Source organism: Telluria sp. ZT3P39 (assembly GCF_059685935.1).
The window spans coordinates 1-15,746 of record NZ_JCASIH010000040.1 but is presented as its reverse complement, the minus strand read 5'-3'; the positions used below and the strand labels follow the sequence as shown (position 1 = coordinate 15,746).

Below are 15,746 nucleotides of genomic sequence, written 5' to 3'. Positions count from 1 at the left end.
CCGCTCAAAAGCGAGTTTGAAGTCCTGCGACACAAAAAACAGCGGACATTTCAACTTTGCCAGAATCGGACATTTTAACTTTGCCTTTACAGGGTGGGCAGGTTTCCTGCCCGCGCGGTGATAGTTAGCGGTTAAAAAGCCGCACAGGCAGCTTTACCGTAGTTTGAACGCGTGGGCAGAATCTGCCCACCCTACGATTCGCCTCAACTCCCCCAGATCGGCTCGTCCTCCGAGCCATTGCCTTTAGGCGTCCCGGGCGTCGCACCAGCCCCGGCGCCCGCGTTATCGAGCCCGCCAGCGGCGCCAGTATCGTCCTGCCCACTCCCCCCGCCGCCAGTCTCCGGCTTCCCGGCACTGCCGCGGCTGGTCTGCGGCGCGCCTGCCGGCCCGACATTGCCCTCGGCCGGCGCATGCGGGAAGTTGGTATGCCGGATATCGCCACCGCCCGCGCCCGGCGGAGGGGCGAGCGCGTCAGCGCGGCTGCGTTCGTCGTCGCGCTTGCTGCCTGTCTGATCCACGTTTTCGTTGGCCATCATAAGCTCCCGCATAAGTGACAGTGGAGCCTATCCTAATCCTTCCCTGCGCCGCTGCAATAGGAACAACGAGCGCTGCGGCGTAGGACGCTGCGTACTCTAGCGCGTCCAATAAAAAAAAGCGCTCCCTCGGGAGCGCTTCTTGTTCCAGCCAGACCAGGATTACTGGATCTTGGCCTTCTTCACCAGGCTTTCGCGGTACTGGGCCAGCTGACGCTGTTGCAGTTGTTCCGCGACCTGCTGCTTGACTTCTTCCAGAGCCGGCACCTTGGCGGCGCGGACGTCTTCCAGCTTGATAACGTGGAAGCCGTACTGGGTCTTGACCGGGGTCTCGGTGATGGCGCCTTTTTGCAGGGCAACCATGGCTTTCGAGAACTCAGGCACGTAGTTGGCCGGGCTTGCCCAGTCCAGGTCGCCGCCGTTGGCTGCCGAACCGTCTTTCGACTGCTTGGCCAGCTCTTCAAACTTGCCGCCGGCCTTGAGCTTGGTGATGATGGCCTTGGCTTCGTCTTCGGTGGTCACCAGGATGTGGCGTGCGCGGTATTCCTTGTCGCCGACCTGGGACTTGTACTTGTCGTACTCGGCCTTGATCTCGGCATCCTTGATCGGGTTCTTCTTGACGTAGTCGGCGAGCATCGCGTTGATGATGATGCTCTGGCGCGCGTTGTCGATCGCTGCCTTCACGTCGGCACGGCCGCCGACGCCTTGCTTGTCGGCTTCCTGGATCAGGACTTCGCGGCCGATCAGGTCTTTCTTGATCGCATCGCGCAACTGCGGCGAATCGGTGGCGCGACCCTGGGCGACGACTTGCTTGACCATCTGGTCAACCTTGGCCGCCGGGATGGGTTTGCCATTGACGGTTGCAACGTTTTGCGCGAACGCAGGCGCGGCAACCAGGGCGATCATGGCTAACAACAGGCGGGCTGGCTTCAAAATCATTGTTGAGGTCCTATCTAAACACGAAAAAGTTCGCCGCAGGCGGCAAAAAAACCGGTGAATAACTCACCGGCGGTAACACATATTACTGCACCTTTGCCTTTTTGACCATTTGCTCTTTGTACTCTTCGAGCTTCTTCTGGGCCAGGGCGTCGGCGATCTGCGGCTTGACTTCTTCCAGGGTCGGCAGCTTGGCGGCGCGGGTGTCGTCGAGCTTGATGACGTGGAAGCCGTTGGCGGTCTTCACCGGGTTCTCGGTGACGCCGCCTTTTTGCAGGCCGGTGAAGCCGGCTGCGAATTCAGGCGGGAAGGAAGCAGGGGCTGCCCAGTCCAGGTCGCCGCCATTGTTGGCGGTGCCGGTATCCTTCGATCCCTTGGCCAGTTCTTCGAACTTGGCGCCGCCCTTGATCTTGGCGATCACGGCCTTGGCTTCGGCTTCGGTCTCGAGCAGGATGTGGCGGACGTGGTATTCCTTGTCGCCGGTCTGCTTGGTGAAGCGGTCGTATTCGGCCTTGATGTCGGCGTCGGTGACCGGGTTCTTGGTGATGTAGTCGCGCGCCAGTTGGTTGACGACGATCGCCTGGCGCGCATTGTCCAGCGCTGCCTTGACTTCCGGCTTCTTGTCGTAGCCCTGCTTGATGGCTTCCTGCATCAGGACTTCGCGCGAGATCAGGTCGCGCTTGATCACTTCGCGCAGTTGCGACGAATCCTGGCCCTGGCCGGCGGCGACCACCTGCTTGACCACCGCGTCGACGCGCGACGACGGGATCGGCTTGCCGTTGACCACGGCGAGGTTCTGCGCAAAAGCAGGCGCCGCGACAACGGCGATCAGGGCTAACAGCAGGCGTGCTGGCTTCAAAGTCATTTCTGGAATTCCTGTGGGGAGAGTTGCTTGGACGAGATTGCTCAGTTCTTTTACTTCGTGTTGTGTACGTCTTCTACTTCGTCTTACGCGAAAGATTGTCGGCGAACTTTCTTAAAGCTGACTGAAGAGCTGCTTCAGCCAGCTTCGGAAGGCAGGATGGCCGTGATAGCCAGCGCATGGATTTCCGCCTTGTTAATCATTTCGTGAACGGCATCATACACAAGACGATGGCGCATGACCAGCGTGAGGCCGGTGAACTTGTCGGAGGCGATTTTCACGCTGTAATGGCTGCCGCCCGAGGCCGCGCCGGCATGGCCGGCGTGCAGGTGCGAGTCGTCGGTGATCTCGAGCAGGGTCGGGGCCAGTTCGGCCTGCAGGCGCTCGCGCAGGCGTTCGGTACGGGATAGCTCGGTCATGCATCCTCCTGAATATGTTTAGACAGCATTAACGATTGAACGACGATGAAGGCGAACAGGATGCCGGTGATGCCGAACAGCTTGAAGCTGACCCAGGCGCCGGTATCGCTACGGAAGACAACGAAGGCCATCAGCAAGTTCAGCAAGCCCAGCACCGTGAAGAAGGCGACCCAGGCGTAGAGCACGCGGGTCCAGACCGCTTCCGGCAGGTTCATGGCGCCCCCGAGCGCCGAGCGCATCAGGTTCTTGCGGTAGACCAGGTGGGCGAACAGCAGGGCGGCGCCGAAGGCCCAGTACAGGATGGTCGGCTTCCACTTGATGAAGGTGTCGTCGTGGAAGTAGATGGTGGCGCCGCCGGCGATCACCACCACGCCCAGCGACAGCCACAGCATGCCGTCGACCTTGCGCCGGCGCGCGAGCAAGTACACGATCTGCAGCACCGTCGCCAGGATGGTCACAAAAGTAGCCAGCAGGATCGGCGACTGCGAGGCCGGCACGGCGCCGCCCGAGATCAGGAAGCCAAGGTGGTCGGTGACCAGGCCGTGGGCCCAGTCCTGGTTGCTTTCGCCATACTTGTACATCCCGAAGAACAGGATCACCGGCAGCATGTCGAACAAGAACTTGATCATAAGGGTTCCTTAATCCTGGCCTCAGACGGGTTCGAAGCGCAGCGACGCGGAGTTGATGCAATAGCGCAGGCCGGTCGGCGGCGGGCCATCGGGGAAGACGTGGCCGAGGTGGGCGTCGCAGACGGCGCAGATGATCTCGGTGCGGACCATGCCGTGGGTCCGGTCGGTCTTTTCGATGACGTTCTCCGGATCGAGCGCGCGGAAATAGCTGGGCCAGCCGCAGCCGGAATCGAACTTGGCGTCCGACTCGAACAGCGGCGTATTGCAGCACACGCAGGTATAGATGCCGTGCTCGTGGTGGTCCCAGAACTTGCCGGTGAAGGCGCGCTCGGTGGCGGCGTGGCGGGTTACCTGGTATTCCATCGGGTCGAGCTGCTCGCGCCACTGCGCGTCGGTCTTGCTTACTTTATTGGTCATGTCGGTCTCGCGTTGATTGCAATGCTGGGCTCACGATGAGCAGCTTACTTCAAGATGGGCTGCCCAGCTCGGGGGCAGGGCCGCATAGGTTTCGTTCTCGGGCTGCTCGTCGAAGGGGCGCTCCAGCACCGCCAACAAGCGATGCACGCCGCTGTAGTCGCCATTTTGCGCCTGTTCGATTGCCGTCTGCGCCAGGTAGTTGCGCAGCACATATTTCGGATTGGCGCGGTGCATGGCGGCGCGGCGCTGCTCGTCCACACTGTTCTCGAGGCGCAGGCGGGCGCGGTACTGCAGCGCCCAGGCATCGAACGCTTCCCGGTCCAGGAACAGGTCGCGCAGCGGCGCATCCTGCGCCAGGTCGCCATCGAGGCGCAGGTCGCCCAGGCGGCGGAAGAACAGCGTGAAGTCGGCGTGGTTCGCCTGCAGCAGCTGGAACATGGCGTCGAACAGCGCTTCGTCGCCCTCGCGCGCGTCGAGCAGGCCGAGCTTGGCGTGCAGCAGTTCGTCGAGTTTTTCGCCAAACGCCGGGCGGTAGGCGTCCAGCGCCTCTTCGGCTTCTTCCGGCGTGCCGATCAGCGGGAGCAGCGCGTTGCCCAGGGCGTAGCAGTTCCAGTGGCCGACCGGCACCTGGTTGGCGTACGAATAGCGCCCGCCCTGGTCGGTATGGTTGCAGATATGGTTGGCGTCGAAGGCTTCCATGAAGCCGAAGGGACCGTAGTCGAGGGTCAAGCCCAGGATCGACATATTGTCGGTGTTCATCACCCCGTGCATGAAGCCGACCGACTGCCACAGCGCGATCATGCGCGCGGTGCGGCGCGTGACCTCGGCCAGCAATTCCTTGTAGGGATTGACCGCACCCGCGAATTCGGGGTACCAATTCTTGATCACGAAGTCTGCCAGGACCCGCAACTCGTCCTGCTTGCCGCGCTGGTGCCAGTGCTCGAAGGAGCCGAAGCGCACGAACGTCGGCGCTATCCGGGTCACCACGGCAGCGGTCTCGACGCTTTCGCGCATGACCCGCTGGGGCGACCCGGTGACCATCAGCGCGCGTGTGGTCGGGATGCCGAGCGCGGCCATCGCTTCCGAGCACAGGAATTCGCGCAGCGAGGAGCGCAGCACGGCGCGGCCGTCGCCCATGCGCGAGTAGGGCGTCAGGCCGGCACCCTTGAGCTGGACTTCCATCTGGCCATTTTCGCTTGGTAGATCGCCCAGGGTGATCGCCCGGCCGTCGCCCAGCTGGCCGGCCCAGACGCCGAACTGGTGGCCCGAATACACGGCGGACAGCGGCTGCGAGCGCACCGCGACCTTGTTGCCGGTAAAGACTTCGATGAAATCGGGGCGTGCCAGGTCGGCTGGGTCGAGTCCGACCAGCCTGGCTGCCGGCGCGCTGGCGGCGATGAAGGCCGGCGCCGGCAGGGGCGTCGGCATCAGCCGGGTGTAGAACGCCGGGGGCAACTCGGCAAACGAGTTGTCGAAGGGGAGTTCGTCAGCAGTGATGGCGGTTCCAGTACAAGTAAGGTCGTGGTGCGCGTTTTTTCGCAATATTGGCAGGATTCTACCGTACCGGGCAGATTCGATTGGCACATGGCGCGCCCGGCTACCCTGCCGGGCTCCCGTAAGCGCCCTGCATGGCTTTGGGGGCCCGCACCAGATTTGCATTGACTCGATTCAAGGCCGCGGATGACACTTGGGGGCAAGCTTGCCAATTTTACCAATTCGTCCATGGGAATCGCATGACCGACTATCCGACCAGCCCCCTGATGGGCCAGATGATGGACCAGCCGCTGCTGGTATCGAGCATTATCGAATTTGCCGCACGCCACTACGGGAACACCGAAATCGTGTCGCGCCGCGTGGAAGGCGACCTGCACCGCTACACCTACCGCGACTGCGAACGGCGCGCCCGCCAGATGGCCCAGGCGCTGCGGGGATTGGGCGTAGGCATGGGCGACCGGGTGGCGACCCTGGCCTGGAACGGCTACCGCCACATGGAGCTCTACTATGCGGTATCGGGCTCGGGCGCGGTGCTGCATACCCTCAATCCGCGTCTGCACCCGGAACAGATCGCCTACATCGTCAACCATGCCGAAGGCCAGTACCTGTTCTTCGACATGAGCTTCCTGCCGGCCATCGAGCAGATGGCGCGCCACTGCAAGACCATCAAGGGCTATGTCGCGATGTGCGATCGCGCCCACATGCCGCTCGAGACCGGCATCCCGAGCCTGCTGTGCTACGAAGACCTGATCGCTGCCTCCTCGGGCGACTACCCCTGGCCGCAGTTCGACGAGCGCTCGGCGGCAAGCCTGTGCTACACCTCGGGCACCACCGGCAACCCGAAAGGCGCGCTGTACTCGCACCGCTCCACGGTGCTGCATGCCTATGCCTCGGCGATGCCGAACGCGTTGAACGTTTCGAGCCATGACGTCGTGCTGCCGGTGGTGCCGATGTTCCACGTCAACGCCTGGGGCCTGCCGTATTCGGTGCCGCTGTCGGGCGCCAGGATGGTGTTCCCAGGGCCGGCGCTCGATGGCAAATCGCTCTACGAGCTGTTCGAGCTCGAGGGCGTGACCTTCTCGGCCGGGGTGCCGACCGTGTGGCTGGGCCTGGTCAACTACGTGCTGCAGAACGATCTGCGTTTCTCGACCTTCCGCCGCACGGTGATCGGCGGCTCGGCCTGCCCGCCCGCGATGATGGACACCCTGATCGACCAGCTGGGCGTGGAAGTGGTGCACGCCTGGGGCATGACCGAAATGTCGCCGCTCGGCACCGCCTGCACGCTCATGGCCAAGCACACGTCGATGCCGGCGGAAGCCCGGCGCGCCGTGCTGCGCAAGCAGGGCCATGCCATCTACGGCGTCGACATGAAGATCGTCGACGACGACGGCACCGAACTGGCCTGGGACGGCGCGACCTATGGTCACCTGCTGGTAAAGGGACCATGGGTGGTGTCCGGCTATTTCCGCGGCGAGGGCGGGGATGTGCTGCAGGACGGCTGGTTCCCGACCGGCGACGTAGCGACCATCGACCCGGACGGCTATCTCGCGATTACGGACCGCAGCAAGGACGTGATCAAGTCCGGCGGCGAGTGGATCGGCACCATCGACCTGGAAAACATCGCGATGGCCCACCCGGCCGTGCTGCAGGCGGCCTGCATCGCCGTAGCACACCCGAAATGGGCCGAGCGCCCTTTGCTGGTGGTGGTCAAGAGGCCTGGCATGGAGGTGACGCGCGAAGAACTGCTGGCTGGCTATGAAGGCAAAGTGGCGAAGTGGTGGATACCCGACGACGTGGTGTTTACCGAGGCGCTGCCGATGGGCGGCACCGGCAAGGTCCAGAAGAACAAGCTGCGCGACATCTACCACGAACACCGTTTGCCAACCGCCTGACCACGACCTCGACCCCACCATGAAAAAACTGCTTCCCTTACTGCTGTCCGCGCTACTCGTGCCGGGCGCGCTCCAGGCCAACGAACTGTCGAAAGCCGTCGCCCGGGACTACGACGCCCATCTTGCGCCGCTCCTCGACTACTTCCACCGCAATCCCGAGCTGTCCTTCCTGGAAGTGAAAACGGCGGCGCGCATGGCCAGGGAATTGCGCGCGGCAGGCTTCACGGTCACCGAAGGCGTCGGCGGCACCGGAGTGGTGGCGATCCTGAAGAACGGTCCCGGCCCGCTGGTGATGATGCGCGCCGACATGGACGGCTTGCCGATGCAGGAAAAGTCCGGCCTGCCGAATGCCTCGACCGTCACCCAGAAGGACATGGAAGGCAACATGACCCCGGTCGCGCATTCCTGCGGCCACGACATCCACATGACCAGCCTGGTCGGCACGGCGCGCCGCATGGCGCTCGATCGCGCCAGCTGGTCGGGCACCCTGATGCTGGTCGGCCAGCCGGCCGAGGAACGCATCGGCGGGGCGCTGGCGATGATGAAGGATGGCCTGTATAAGCGCTTCGGCCAGCCCGATTTCGCGCTGGGTTTCCACGTCAAGGCCGACATGGCGACCGGCAAGGTGCATGCCTCCGAGGTGTCGCCTTACTCGGGCGCCGATACCGTCGAGATCCTGATCAAGGGCGTCGGCGCGCATGGCGCCCAGCCGCACCGCGGCAAGGATCCGATCGTGCTGGGCGCGATGATCGTGATGGGCCTGCAAACCATCGTCAGCCGCGAGCTGGGCCCGCGCGAGCCGGGCCTGATCACGGTCGGCTCCTTCCATGGCGGCAGCAAGGCCAATATCATCGGCGACAACGCCAGGCTGCAGCTCACCGTGCGCAGCGAGAGCGCGAAGACGCGCGACCTGCTGCTGGGCGGCATCAAGCGCATGGCCGAACACACGGCGCGCGCCGCCGGCATGGCGGACAACGAGCTGCCGGAAGTCAAGCTGGTGGACACGCCGGCGCCGCCGGTGCTGAACAACGTCGAGCTGGTGCGCCGCCTGACAACGGCCTGGGTCGGCAAGCTGGGGGCGGATGCCTTCGGTGCGGAGGAATTCCGCGAAGGCATGGGCTCGGAAGATTTCCCGCAATTCGTCACCGACCCATATATCCCGAGCGTGTATTTCACGGTAGGCGGCACCGCGCCGGAGACCATCGCCGCGGCCAGGGCCGGCAAGCTGAGGCTGCCGAGCCATCACAGTCCGCTGTTCAAGGTCGAGCACGGGCCAGCCGTGCGGATGGGGGTGGAGGCGACGGTGGTGGCTTTGCAGGAGTTGATGGGCAAACGGTAAGGACTTGAGATAACTTCTGCTGTCGTCCGGACCGTATGGTCGGGAACTGGCGTTTAAGGTAGGGTCTGCAGCTTGCAGGACATATGGTCGCCATTATCTTCGAGCTGTGATAATCAGATAGATTTAATGGAAAATGATTGGTATATGATGATTTCCGATCAGAACTTCTGGTCAGTAGCGCTACACTATGTGGTAGCTGAGATCCACTTTTATCCCGAGACATCATGAAAGAAAATCAGAAAAATCGCTTTGAAGTTACCGTCACCAAACTGGAGCCGCGTCGTGAAGAACAGAGCGCGCTGACCGCTCTGCTGGCAATTGCTGGAGCGACTGCAGCGACCAGTGCGCAAGCATGGGACGGTGACCCGACCGCCCGTCCGTCGTGCACGATTGCTGAGTGGTAAGAGCAAGATAAATTGAAGAAACAGCATTTTAATGCTGTTATCTTTTTGCGACCTGCTTGAAGCAGGTCGTATTTTAGCAGAATATAATGCGAAAAATATTACCCGACGTTCGCGTCCTGGAGATCGAGTCTGAAAATACCTGGATCGTAGCGACTGATGATTCTTACTTTTCCGTATCTAGCGACGCTGCAAAGCTGATACAGATATTGCGTGACAAGCCACTTGAAGAAGCGGAGTTTTACGCAAGAGCGCTCACAAACGAACTGGGTTATGATGTCGCTATAGCGGAGATCAATGCGGCGGTGAATTCCCTGCCCCAAGAATTGTTTGCTCCATCCTCCAGCAAGCAATTCAAGTTGTCAATAACCTTGGTGAAAGGCACCACGCTAATAATATTCGCGGAGTTTTTTAAAATATTGTTCGGCGCACGCGTTGCCATCCCGCTTCTCGGCACATCATTACTGATTACGGCCGGGGCTTTGCTCTCGAGTTCCCCAATTGATGCCAATCATCTATTGACTGGCTTAGTAGTGCTGTCCAGCATATTTTTTCATGAAATAGGTCATGCTTCAGCTTGTGTTGCAGTCGGCGCGCGCCCGTCGGCGATTGGTATAGGAATTCGACGAATCATCCCAACATTTTATACCGACGTCTCTGATGCGTGGACCCGGGATAGAAAATCAAGAATGATTGTTGATATCGGGGGAGTGTACCTGCAGTTTCTATTCGGAAGCGTTGTTGGTTTATTTGCATTTTTCTTCCCCCAGCTCCGGGATGCGCTCGGACTTATCGTTCTCCTGGCCGTTTTCTCGAGTTTGCCATATTACCGGTTCGATGGATATTGGCTGTTATTGGACTGGCTTGGCCAGGAAAGCCTGCTCAAGTGGTTTAAGGTTGCCACAGGCAGTCTTGCGCAAAAGCTCAAAGATAAAGAATTTTCCAGAGTCGATGCGCTGCAAAGTGCACTGATCGCAGTGTATTTCGCGGGACTCGGCGTACTGAACGTGCTTGGGTTTGTCCTTATCTACAAGATGGTGATCGGGCCTCTGCACGAAGAGATTGGGGCAATGCTGGAAGTCCTCGACGAACTGGCTTTGCACGAACATGTTATTTCAGCCCAAACGATGATTGGCGCGCTGCTTGTCGTTCTCGGTATGTTCTTATGGGTACGTTTCAAACGATATGCTGTTGACGGAATCTTGATTGTTAAGTTCTGTGCAACCCTATTGGTTATTCGACTGACGGAGCCGTTGATGCATCTCCGCAGCAAACATCAAGACTATATTCGAGGTGTTTGCAAAGGCTTGGAAAAGAGTAATCTCGCACTGCGAGACGTGCGGATGATCGCAAACCGTGCGGTGGTGGGCAAATATTATGAGCTATTCTGGCTTGATCTGCTGAGCAAATTGTCGACTGATGCGGGACTGTGGATGATCAGAAAGACGCACCGGGCAGGATCTCGGTTGACTTTCGAATCGATAACTCGTGAAGTTGAGCCGACCATATTTATTGCCCCCCATTTTGGATCCTTCTTGAGTGGAGCATTATTTCTGCTGGAGCGAATTCCGGAAAATCGGAAGGTGCATATATTTTATGCGGATCCGAAAACTGATCCAAACAATTCCAGATACCAGGGATTCTATTCACGCTATTTCCCCAATGTTTCCATTTGTTTCGATAACCGTTCGGGGATATTGCAGGCTGCGAAAGCCCTTAAAAATTCAGAAATTGTCGTCATGATGCCTGACGTGTTTTCCGGTGCAAACCTTGTCGATATCGAACTTTTCGGTACCAAGATCAGCGTTCGACCAGGGATTTCCTATTTCAGCCGAAAGTTTGGGGCAAGGCTGATCCCGGTTGTGAGTACGTTCGATGGGTTGTTAAGCGTAAAAGTTCACATCGACCCATCGATTGATGTCGGTCACCTCCCTGAGTGTGCACAAGGCGCCGAGCAACATATCATGCAAATAATTTTCAGGAAGATCGAGGCGTGGATACATCGCCATCCTGAACATTGGCATTGCTGGGAGCGTTTTAGTGTTTTTGCTAAAAGTTAATTGATGAAAGTAAAATTAATGAAAACCAAATTGCGTCATTCTGTCTTTTTTTCGATCGCGTCCCTGCTTATATTCGAACATGTAAGTGCAGAAGAGGCAGCTTCGCGCGTTGAAAAGGCGGATACACCAGCAGTCGAAGTGGTGGGGGTTAAAGATCCTGACTGGAAACCATATCCTTTGATGCTCGCCGGTGCGGACGCCTTCGAAAAGAAACACAAACTTGCGCCAAACGCTACGCTACTCTTTAAGCTACAACCTCAACAGTCGGGCGTCACGCTCACGGACGTTACGCTGAAAATCAGCGATGGTGTTAACTCTCATCCGGTGGCGGTAACAACTGACGGAATCTTTAGTTTGCCTAGAGTTAATAGCCTGGCTAATGTGGATTCTGTCCTGGAAATAAATAAAAAGAAGACCCATGTTCGGTGGCGTCCATACATCGTGACTCCGGAAACGCCAGAGAACTCACGCAGGTTGGGAGACTTGAGACTTGAATGTGAAGTTCGATGGGCTATTGAAAAGTCCGATTTTTCTTTCGTCAAGCGCAACCTGATCAGCGCCCTCGGCGGACCATGCAAAACAAATAGGGTTTCGACTTATTATGTTTCGGAAGGCCTGCTGGCGTCCGCAACGATTAAAGAGGGGCCAAAGACACAGGCGATATATGTGCCAAAGAATACTCCGTTATATTTGCCACCTATCGCCGATGATAGCTGGGGGGACGACGCAATCGTGGAATTCAAGTATCAATAGAGGATTTCCATCGATCATACCTTGTCGAACCTGATATCGATAGGTTGTCCTGGGAGACGACGTTACAAGCGAGGTGGTATATTACATTCGCCCGGCGTCGTCTGTCTTTTGTTTAAAAAACGCACTGCCTTTTCTCAGCAGCAAAATCAATCGACCGGATCGACGACCTGGTATTTGATGAAATTTAATTTAGCCAAGTCCCATGGGATTCACGGTGGAGGGATTTAGCGAAAGTGGTTGCATGAAAATTCTATCTCTATCTGCAGGAACCAGGCTGCGTACGCATTTGCAGGGCTGGGGCATCAGTTTCCTGCTGCATGTCATTGCTCTCGGCATTTTTAACCATGGTGTGCCGGCGAAATTTACCGACGACCTGCCTGAACCACGTACTACACTGGTTATGGTGCAAGCAATTCCGTTGCCAGTTGCGCTGGCAGTATCCCCCCTAAGGGCCGACGATGTTCCGATGCGTGCAGCAAAGCGACGCCCAGCGCTCAAGCCAAATCAGGCTCAGCCACTTTTACCTGAGCCGGTTGTACCGCACGATGTTCCCCTGCACGCTGCAAGTCCAGAGCCGGGCTTCGATATGGAAGCCGCCCGTGGCGCGATACGTGCTGGATTGAATCATGAAGGCCCGGGTATAGCCGGAGCTGTTCAAGCCCGCCCAACGCTGGAATCAGCGCGGGTTGAGAAGTTTGAACGCGCCATTGAGCAAGCACGCCGTCGCGATTGTCGAACTCAGTATGCCAGCATGGGAATTTTAGCGGTTATCCCTCTCTTGAAAGATACGGTCACAGACACTGGTTGCAAATGGAAATAAAATTCTCTTTCTGAATAAAAGACGACATTCCGGTGACTCGGGCCTTGTGCGTTGCCATTCCTGGAGCGCCTGTGTTCGACTGTCAATCGCGCCGCGACAACAGATGCCGGAAGGTCGGCTCGATGTTCAATGCATGCAGGTGGCGGACGATATCTTCCAGTGTGGCGTCCTTAAGTAGCAGGCCGTCACACGCGGTGAGTATGGGTTCCGCCACCTGTACCGGCGCGTCGCCCTGTTTCATCGCCACGAGCGCATCGAAGAACTGGGCCTTGCCGATGCTGTCGAGTCCCTCCAGAAAGGCGACCTGGGCCATGACCGGCGGGGGCATCTCCAGTCCGGCCTCCTCTGCGAACGACGCGCCCATGCCTGGGTGGATGAAGGCAACCCATTTGCCGGAGGCGGTGTTCTGGCAGGGTGGCAGCGCGGCCTCGACCGCCACCTGCAGATCCAGCCCGGGGAAATGGGCGTCACGCAGCATCGCCACGAAGCGGCGCACGTCGCCCAGCGGCACCGGTTCCATCAGCGACAGCCAGAGCTGGTAGCCGCTCGCGCCGTCGATGCTCACGGCCGGCGGCGGGAAGCCATACGCCTCCTGCAGCCGGTTGGCCACCTCGCACAGGTTCTGCCAGTGCTGCTCCGGATCGCCGCCGCGTACCTTGGGGAAGTCGATCACGATCGCGCGCGTCAGGTCGTCCAGCGAGGCGAGCGGGATGCTGAGCGCTTGCAGGCCCTGGAAATGCCGGGCCAGCGCTTCCGGCGAGGCCAGCTCCGGCATCAGGTAAAGACGTACTAGTTGCGCGATCAGTTTTTCCATGGCGTCGGTAAGGTAGCGTGAGGGCGCCATTCTGGCATAGGGGGAAATAATACGAACGTTCTTTTGTGAGGTATAGTTGAAAGATCGCCAGTACCACACATAAGGAGATGGAAGAGACATGAGTGCCGACTACACCGTCCAGGGCAGCGTTGCCGTAATTACCTTGAATAATCCTCCGGTCAACGGCCTTGGGCTCGCGACGCGGGCTGCCGCCGTCGAGGCCATGCGCCAGGCGGAAAGCGACCCGGCCGTCAAGGCGATCGTGCTCACCGGCGCGGGCAAGGCCTTTTCGGGCGGCGCCGACATCCGCGAATTCAATTCGCCCAAGGCGCTCACCGAGCCGACCCTGCACACCCTGATCCGCGTGGTCGAAGACTCCAGCAAACCAGTGGTCGCGGCCATCCACAGCGTGGCCATGGGCGGCGGGCTGGAACTGGCCCTGGGCTGCAATTACCGCGTCGCGCTCCCCGGCGCCCTGATTGCGCTGCCGGAAGTGAAGCTGGGCCTGCTGCCCGGCGCCGGCGGCACCCAGCGCATGCCGCGCCTGGTCGGCCTGGAAATGGCGCTGAACATGGTGGTGTCGGGCACGCCCGTCCTGTCGGAAAAGCTGGCCGGCACGGCATTGTTCGACCAGGTCTTCCCGGCCGGGACCGACCTGCTCGCCGCCGCGATCGACTTCGCCAAGGCCAAGGCCGACCTGCGGCCGCTGCCGAAGGTGCGCGAGCGCAGCGTCGACTACCCGAACCACGAAGGCTTCATCGCCGCCTCGCGCGAATCGGTCAAGGCCCTGGCGGGGCCTTTCCCGGCGCCGCTCGAATGCGTCGAGACCGTCGCCGCCTCGATCACCATGCCGTTCGAAGACGGCCTGAAATTCGAGCGCGAGCGCTTCCTGCATTTGATGCAGACCCCGGAATCGAAAGCCCAGCGCCACGCCTTCATGGCCGAGCGCGCGGCCAGCAAGGTGCCGGACGTGCCATCGGACACGCCGGTGCGGACCATCGCGCGCGCCGCCGTGATCGGCGCCGGCACCATGGGCGGCGGCATCGCCATGAATTTCGCGAACGCCGGCATCCCGGTCACGATCCTGGAGACGAAGCAGGAGGCCCTGGACAAGGGCTTGGGCACGATTCGCAAGAATTACGAGAACACGGTCAGGAAGGGCAAGCTGACCCAGGAGAAAGCCGAGCAGCGTATTGGGCTCATCACCGGCACGCTGGACTATGCCGCCATCGCCCAGGCCGACATCGTGATCGAAGCAGTGTTCGAGGACATGGGCGTGAAAGAAGCCGTGTTCAGGCAGCTGGATGCATGCATGAAGCCGGGCGCGATCCTGGCCTCGAACACCTCGACGCTCGACCTGGACCGCATCGCGGCCTTCACCACACGCCCGCAGGACGTCATCGGCCTGCATTTCTTCAGCCCGGCCAACGTCATGAAGCTGCTGGAGATCGTGCGCGGCAAGCACACCGGCAAGGACGTGCTGGCCACCGCGCTGGCGCTGTCGAAAAAAATCAGGAAGACCGGGGTGGTCTCGGGCGTGTGCGACGGCTTCATCGGCAACCGCATGCTCGAGCAATACCTGCGCCAGGCCTACTTCCTGCTCGACGAAGGCGCGCTGCCGCAGCAGGTGGATGCCGCCATCGAAGGGTTCGGCTTCGCGATGGGGCCGTTCCGCATGAGCGACCTGGCCGGCAATGACGTCGGCTGGTACATCCGCAAGCGCCGCGCCGTCGAGTCGCCGCACATCGCCTATTCGAAAACCGCGGACCTGCTGTGCGAACGGGGCCGCTTTGGCCAGAAAACGGGCGCCGGCTGGTACGACTACCAGGCGGGCGACCGCAAGGCGACTCCATCGGCGCTGGTGAACGACATGATCGTGCAGCATTCGCAGGACCTGGGCCTGGCGCGCCGCGCCATTGGCGATGCCGAGATCGTCGAGCGCCTGATCTACGCGCTGGTGAACGAAGGCGCCAGGATCCTGGAAGAAGGCATCGCCCTGCGGGCGTCGGATATCGACATGGTCTACCTCACCGGCTACGGCTTCCCGCTGCACCGCGGCGGGCCGATGTTCTATGCCGACACGGTGGGCCTGCCGAAGGTACTCGAGGCCGTGCGCAAGTATGCCGGCGGGCGCCATGGCGAGGCGTGGAAGCCGGCGCCGCTGCTGGAACAGCGCGCAGCGGAGGGCAAGGGCTTCAACGGCTGAGCGTTCGCTTACCGGTACTGCAGCGCCGCCTTCGGGCGGCGTTTCCATTGTGCTAACCCGGGGTCAGGTCCTGACCCTTCCCCACATATTTTCCTTGTAGGCGGGCCGGGTTGCTGCTAGCTTCCCTGTCAAAAAAGCGGTGCATGCATGGCTGTGTTAGCCCTCTCTTTC

The 15,746-nt window shown here is 60.1% G+C and carries 15 protein-coding genes; 7 read left to right on the top strand and 8 right to left on the bottom strand.

What is annotated here, in order from left to right; genetic code table 11:
• Nucleotides 1-203: 203 nt before the first annotated feature.
• The 7 genes from AC56LR_RS21065 to AC56LR_RS21035 all read right to left on the bottom strand — a co-directional run bounded on the left by AC56LR_RS21065 (nucleotide 204) and on the right by AC56LR_RS21035 (nucleotide 5,293).
• Nucleotides 204-536 carry a hypothetical protein gene (locus tag AC56LR_RS21065; protein WP_497133352.1) on the bottom strand — a complete coding sequence of 111 codons (333 nt, stop codon included), beginning with the start codon at nucleotides 534-536 and terminating at the stop codon, nucleotides 204-206.
• A 159-nt stretch (nucleotides 537-695) separates the two neighbouring features.
• Nucleotides 696-1,472 (bottom strand): peptidylprolyl isomerase, encoded by a 777-nt coding sequence (locus AC56LR_RS21060; protein ID WP_497133351.1) that lies wholly within the window; start codon nucleotides 1,470-1,472, stop codon nucleotides 696-698.
• 82 nt (nucleotides 1,473-1,554) lie between these two features.
• Nucleotides 1,555-2,334 carry a peptidylprolyl isomerase gene (locus tag AC56LR_RS21055; protein ID WP_497133349.1) on the bottom strand — a complete coding sequence of 260 codons (780 nt, stop codon included), beginning with the start codon at nucleotides 2,332-2,334 and terminating at the stop codon, nucleotides 1,555-1,557.
• Between the two features lie 134 nt (nucleotides 2,335-2,468).
• On the bottom strand, nucleotides 2,469-2,750 hold the full coding sequence (locus AC56LR_RS21050) for a BolA family protein (protein ID WP_497133347.1): 282 nt from the start codon (nucleotides 2,748-2,750) through the stop codon (nucleotides 2,469-2,471).
• On the bottom strand, nucleotides 2,747-3,376 hold the full coding sequence (locus AC56LR_RS21045) for a septation protein A (RefSeq protein WP_497133356.1): 630 nt from the start codon (nucleotides 3,374-3,376) through the stop codon (nucleotides 2,747-2,749). Before AC56LR_RS21045 ends, AC56LR_RS21050 begins: the two co-directional genes overlap by 4 nt.
• A 24-nt stretch (nucleotides 3,377-3,400) precedes the next feature.
• Nucleotides 3,401-3,796 (bottom strand): peptide-methionine (R)-S-oxide reductase MsrB, encoded by a 396-nt coding sequence (msrB, locus tag AC56LR_RS21040; protein WP_497133346.1) that lies wholly within the window; start codon nucleotides 3,794-3,796, stop codon nucleotides 3,401-3,403.
• A 30-nt stretch (nucleotides 3,797-3,826) separates the two neighbouring features.
• A complete protein-coding gene (locus tag AC56LR_RS21035; RefSeq protein ID WP_497133354.1) occupies nucleotides 3,827-5,293 on the bottom strand; it encodes a protein adenylyltransferase SelO in 1,467 nt (488 codons plus the stop codon).
• A 236-nt stretch (nucleotides 5,294-5,529) separates the two neighbouring features.
• On the opposite strand from AC56LR_RS21035, the gene AC56LR_RS21030 reads away from it, so the two are divergent.
• From AC56LR_RS21030 to AC56LR_RS21005, 6 genes are all read left to right on the top strand, one after another.
• Nucleotides 5,530-7,182, top strand: a complete 1,653-nt coding sequence (locus tag AC56LR_RS21030) for a 3-(methylthio)propionyl-CoA ligase (RefSeq protein ID WP_497133344.1) — start codon at nucleotides 5,530-5,532, stop codon at nucleotides 7,180-7,182.
• Between the two features lie 19 nt (nucleotides 7,183-7,201).
• On the top strand, nucleotides 7,202-8,521 hold the full coding sequence (locus tag AC56LR_RS21025) for an amidohydrolase (protein WP_497133342.1): 1,320 nt from the start codon (nucleotides 7,202-7,204) through the stop codon (nucleotides 8,519-8,521).
• Between the two features lie 224 nt (nucleotides 8,522-8,745).
• Nucleotides 8,746-8,925 (top strand): hypothetical protein, encoded by a 180-nt coding sequence (locus tag AC56LR_RS21020; protein WP_497133340.1) that lies wholly within the window; start codon nucleotides 8,746-8,748, stop codon nucleotides 8,923-8,925.
• A gap of 86 nt (nucleotides 8,926-9,011) precedes the next feature.
• Nucleotides 9,012-10,982 (top strand): lysophospholipid acyltransferase family protein, encoded by a 1,971-nt coding sequence (locus AC56LR_RS21015; protein WP_497133338.1) that lies wholly within the window; start codon nucleotides 9,012-9,014, stop codon nucleotides 10,980-10,982.
• Nucleotides 10,983-11,000: 18 nt separating this feature from the next.
• Complete coding sequence (locus AC56LR_RS21010; RefSeq protein WP_497133336.1) at nucleotides 11,001-11,735, top strand: hypothetical protein; 735 nt, start codon at nucleotides 11,001-11,003, stop codon at nucleotides 11,733-11,735.
• Nucleotides 11,736-11,976: 241 nt separating this feature from the next.
• Nucleotides 11,977-12,555: a hypothetical protein gene (locus AC56LR_RS21005; protein ID WP_497133334.1), complete on the top strand. Its 579-nt coding sequence runs from the start codon at nucleotides 11,977-11,979 to the stop codon at nucleotides 12,553-12,555.
• 82 nt (nucleotides 12,556-12,637) lie between these two features.
• Here the strand turns inward: AC56LR_RS21005 and AC56LR_RS21000 are convergent, their stop codons facing one another.
• On the bottom strand, nucleotides 12,638-13,369 hold the full coding sequence (locus AC56LR_RS21000; RefSeq protein ID WP_497133332.1) for a hypothetical protein: 732 nt from the start codon (nucleotides 13,367-13,369) through the stop codon (nucleotides 12,638-12,640).
• Between the two features lie 118 nt (nucleotides 13,370-13,487).
• Between AC56LR_RS21000 and AC56LR_RS20995 the strand changes: the two genes are divergently transcribed.
• Nucleotides 13,488-15,575, top strand: a complete 2,088-nt coding sequence (locus AC56LR_RS20995; protein ID WP_497133330.1) for a 3-hydroxyacyl-CoA dehydrogenase NAD-binding domain-containing protein — start codon at nucleotides 13,488-13,490, stop codon at nucleotides 15,573-15,575.
• The last annotated feature ends 171 nt before the right edge of the window (nucleotides 15,576-15,746 follow it).

What these genes read in the sequence shown, in the direction of transcription:
- AC56LR_RS21065 (WP_497133352.1), bottom strand. Translation starts at nt 536, where the DNA reads ATGATGGCCAACGAAAACGTGGATCAGACAGGCAGCAAGCGCGACGAC.
- AC56LR_RS21060 (WP_497133351.1), bottom strand. Translation starts at nt 1,472, where the DNA reads ATGATTTTGAAGCCAGCCCGCCTGTTGTTAGCCATGATCGCCCTGGTT.
- AC56LR_RS21055 (WP_497133349.1), bottom strand. Translation starts at nt 2,334, where the DNA reads ATGACTTTGAAGCCAGCACGCCTGCTGTTAGCCCTGATCGCCGTTGTC.
- AC56LR_RS21050 (WP_497133347.1), bottom strand. Translation starts at nt 2,750, where the DNA reads ATGACCGAGCTATCCCGTACCGAACGCCTGCGCGAGCGCCTGCAGGCC.
- msrB (WP_497133346.1), bottom strand. Translation starts at nt 3,796, where the DNA reads ATGACCAATAAAGTAAGCAAGACCGACGCGCAGTGGCGCGAGCAGCTC.
- AC56LR_RS21030 (WP_497133344.1), top strand. Translation starts at nt 5,530, where the DNA reads ATGACCGACTATCCGACCAGCCCCCTGATGGGCCAGATGATGGACCAG.
- AC56LR_RS21025 (WP_497133342.1), top strand. Translation starts at nt 7,202, where the DNA reads ATGAAAAAACTGCTTCCCTTACTGCTGTCCGCGCTACTCGTGCCGGGC.
- AC56LR_RS21020 (WP_497133340.1), top strand. Translation starts at nt 8,746, where the DNA reads ATGAAAGAAAATCAGAAAAATCGCTTTGAAGTTACCGTCACCAAACTG.
- AC56LR_RS21015 (WP_497133338.1), top strand. Translation starts at nt 9,012, where the DNA reads ATGCGAAAAATATTACCCGACGTTCGCGTCCTGGAGATCGAGTCTGAA.
- AC56LR_RS21010 (WP_497133336.1), top strand. Translation starts at nt 11,001, where the DNA reads ATGAAAACCAAATTGCGTCATTCTGTCTTTTTTTCGATCGCGTCCCTG.
- AC56LR_RS21005 (WP_497133334.1), top strand. Translation starts at nt 11,977, where the DNA reads ATGAAAATTCTATCTCTATCTGCAGGAACCAGGCTGCGTACGCATTTG.
- AC56LR_RS21000 (WP_497133332.1), bottom strand. Translation starts at nt 13,369, where the DNA reads ATGGAAAAACTGATCGCGCAACTAGTACGTCTTTACCTGATGCCGGAG.
- AC56LR_RS20995 (WP_497133330.1), top strand. Translation starts at nt 13,488, where the DNA reads ATGAGTGCCGACTACACCGTCCAGGGCAGCGTTGCCGTAATTACCTTG.